At 48.4% G+C, this 3,837-nt stretch carries 2 protein-coding genes; one reads left to right on the top strand and one right to left on the bottom strand.

Translation table 11 applies throughout. The annotated features are described in order from the left end of the window. Window positions 1-180: 180 nt before the first annotated feature. Window positions 181-492, bottom strand: a complete 312-nt coding sequence (locus tag L3J94_12090; GenBank protein ID MCF6219462.1) for a hypothetical protein — start codon at window positions 490-492, stop codon at window positions 181-183. 552 nt (window positions 493-1,044) lie between these two features. Here L3J94_12090 and L3J94_12085 point away from each other — a divergent pair. After that, the gene (locus tag L3J94_12085; GenBank protein MCF6219461.1) at window positions 1,045-3,474 is read left to right on the top strand and encodes a hypothetical protein; all 2,430 of its coding nucleotides are present in this window, start codon (window positions 1,045-1,047) and stop codon (window positions 3,472-3,474) included. Window positions 3,475-3,837 lie beyond the last annotated feature (363 nt).

The following is a 3,837-nucleotide window of genomic DNA, read 5'->3' as shown; positions in this document are numbered from 1 at the left end:
AAGAACAACGAGGGCGTTATTCTGCTTCTTTAGCTTGAGGGTGGGTGATAATCCACCACCCTCAGGCCAATAAGTGATCACTTTTTGGGGGGGTGATTTGCGGTATTCTTACTTGCAGGATTTAGGTGTCACTTCTCAAGCAGGGGTTAAAACGTAGTCGTTGGAGTGTGGCAAGCCAAATTAGGTTTTAAATTCCACTCCATTTGCATGCTTGTCCAGTTCGGAAAAAAAGTCGTCACCCTGTTGGATGGTGCGCCGCTCGCTCTTGCGACGTTCTGTCTTGCTCCAGGGGCGCTCACGCCAATTGACGGCTCGTCGCTCATTCATATATCCACGGGTGTGGTGCTCTCTTACGATTAAACGATGGCCCTCTACGGTCTTTAAGTTGAGCCGCCGAATGGCGAGTAGTGCGATTTCATGGGTTTCAATGTGTACAACAAAATAGCGCCGGGGTTTGCCGGATGCCTGCTTTATAACTTGCTTGACTTGCACTTTATGAATGCCCTGGCGTTTCCAGAAAAAAAACTTTTTTCTGGATTTTGCGATTGTTCTAATGAAAAGCTGCTGCATGGCCGCCCTAGTAAAACGGGGTGGGGCGTTGCCGATAAAAATATCCAATAGACTGACTCCGGGCTTGTGTGGATAAAGTACTGCTGTATTGTCGGCATTTTCTTTTGGGAATGTAATGTTAATTTTGAGGGGTGTTGGCTTAGGGTGAGTTGTTTAGGCTACGAGCGGCCAGCTTCATAGGTTCTGTTTTTTGCTATGAGACCCGGTGGGGTATAGGTCGCCAGTATGGGCTATACTGATGAGGTGGTATTTTTTATGAGCCTCCATGAGGCCTCTTGACCCAATAAGGTTATTCGTTGCGAGCAGTAGTGATAGGGTTCAGGCTGTGTTTTGTCGTTGTGGTCATTGGGGGTTGAGTGTAAGATTAGACTGCTTCTAATTTAGACTAAACCTAAAAAGCTTAGGGTTGGTTGGTTTTTTGTAGCGCGATAGCTGGGTTTAATTTTTAAGTTCAGAGTGGTGGCAGAGAGAGTGATGAGATTTTACGCTAATAGAATATCTGTTTTTTTGTTGATGGCTCTGCTGCTGTCAGTGCCTCTTCACGCTACTGCTGCAAGAATTTCAGATATCACTAACACTAAGCATAATCTTTCAATATCCGGCCCCGGAACGGTAAAGGCTAATATTGAAAATGAACTCTGTGTTTTTTGTCATACTCCCCACAGCGCCAATATTACTGTACAGGCCCCACTTTGGAATCGTGCCATATCGGGTGCTACCTATGAGATGTATAGTTCGAGCTCAATGGAGTCGAGTGTGCCGGCAGCACCTGCTAGTTCATCGAAGCTCTGTTTAAGTTGTCATGATGGCGTGTTAGCGGTTGGTTCTGTAAATGTACTTAATGGGCAGTTTACGGATCAAGTGGCCGAGAGTGAAGATATTGCAATGAGCGGAACCGGGCTTGCGGGTGTTATGCCGGATGGTTCAGGTGCGAGTAGTGGTTTTACGCGCAACTTAGGTGTGAATTTGACGAATGATCACCCGATTTCATTTGCCTATGATAGTACGCTGGTTTTAAATGATGGTGAGCTGCGCGATCCACTGACGACACCCGCTATCGGTGTACGCTCCTCGGGCGTGAGGCCGAGCATTCCGTTGGTTGTTGATCATGTGGATGGCGCCGCCAAGCTTGAGTGTGTTAGCTGTCATGATCCTCATATTCGAGACGATTCGGGGGAGGATATCAAGTTCTTGCGCCTGAATCGCTTCCAGACTAATGCCGCTCCAGTTAACAGTGATTTTAATGAAAGCAATGACATCATCTGCTTGGCTTGCCACAATAAAGAAGGCTGGACTTATTCCGCACATGCTAATGAATTGGTGGCAGATGAAGTCTACACTGCCACGGCAGCGGCACAGCGTGACTTCCCCAATGCGATTCCTGTGTGGCGAGCGGCTTGCCTGAATTGCCATGATACACATACGGTACAAGGCTCTAGGCGTTTGCTGCGAGAAGGAACGGACAGTACGGCATCGCCCAAGCTGGGGGGTAGTTCTGCTATTGAGGAGAGCTGTTACCAATGTCACTCGGCTACTGGAGATACGCTCACCTCCCAGGGGGTCAATACTCAGGTTCCCGATATAAAAACAGACTTTTTGCTGGCCCGACGCATGCCTATTACAACGTCTGATCAACCAGGTGCAAGTGAAGTGCACGATATCGGTACCCAAGGGGCGGGTTCGGGTAAAGATTTTCTTGAGTCACCACTGCTGCTTGGTAAGGGTGTTTTGGCCAATCGTCATGTGGAGTGTACCGATTGTCACAACCCTCACCGGGTGACTAAAAAGCAGCTAGCCAATAGTGACCCCAGCTTGCCCGATAGTAGCGGTACCCATATGCATACGGCAGGGACTATGCATACCAATATTGCTTCAGGTGTGTTGCGTGGAGCCTGGGGCGTGGAGCCGGTTTATACTCAGACTGAATTTAATAGCTCGCCTATCAGCTTCGAAATTAAAAAAGGACTCCCAGGTGCTACTATGAATGTGACGGATACTTGGGTAAGTCGTGAGTATCAGGTCTGCTTGAAGTGCCACTCTAATTATGGTTTTGATGATATTAATCCGCCACAGCTAGGCTCTTTTATTGGTGGAACCCCCTCGGGGACCAACAGTGTGACTGAGTACACCAATCAGGCGATGGAGTTCCAAGCACCCATTAATCATCAGGGTGAGGGTACGGCGCTGGGTACCGGGGCACACTCAAATTATTCTGCAAATAACCACCGCTCTTGGCACCCGGTTATGGGTGAGACTGGCCGTGACCCGGTGGTGCGTGGCGGACTTGACGCTAATATCTTTTTACCACCTTTTAATACTGGGATTGGCTCCCAAACGATGTACTGCTCGGACTGTCATGGCTCGGATACGGCGCCAGGAACCGTCGTTCCCAATGGAGGTGAAAATGGTAATCCATGGGGCCCCCATGGCTCCAATAATGACTTTATACTTAAGGGTGGCTGGGATAACGAAACAGGCACGGGACGTGCGGGTGATCTCTGCTTCAAATGTCACAACTACAACGACTATGCGAATCCCAATAACACCAATCCACAGTTGAGTGGCTTCCGAGGAAATGGCGGAGGGTGTATGTTCTCTTCAGGGCTTGTGTCAAGAAACTTACACACGGCCCATGCCCGGCGTCTTGGTCGCATGGAGTGTACTTGGTGTCATGTGTCGGTACCTCATGGCTGGAAAAACAAGGCGTTGCTGGTTAATCTTAATGATGTGGGTCCCGAAGCTGGCTTGCCTGCGGGGACGAGTGTCTCCACGCCATACACCAATGGGCCATATTACAACCAGAGTATGTTGAAGGTTACCAACTTTGCGGTGAGTGGTAGCTGGGTTTCATCCGACTGCACCAGTCGCATGTGGATGATGATGAGCTGTGGTAATCCGCCTTAGTCTGAATAATTTGTAAATTACACGCACCTTTACTTACCTATTGATTCCATGGGGGCTACCCTCGTGGGCCTTGGTCATTGATGCGGCCTCTTTCGTACTCCCCCCATGTATGGCCATTACAAAAAATAAAAAACACGCCTCTCTGATTGTCTGCTTCATAGGCAAAGCCATGACTGCCCACTATAAACCTGGCGCATGTCCAGTCGATCCAGTTCACTCCTGTTATTTATAGTAAGACCTAAATCCTGCAAGTAGATAACAGCAATGAAAGAAAATGGTAAACTCATCAATCAGTTAATTGCATTTAACCACAACCGATGAGTCACCATTTTCATGAGTAAGCATACCAGAAAACCCCCCAGC

The organism is Gammaproteobacteria bacterium (assembly GCA_021647245.1).
Lineage (GTDB): Bacteria > Pseudomonadota > Gammaproteobacteria > RBG-16-57-12 > RBG-16-57-12 > JAFLJP01.
The sequence above is the reverse complement of the archived record's forward strand: the minus strand, read 5'-3'. Positions and strand labels throughout refer to the sequence as shown.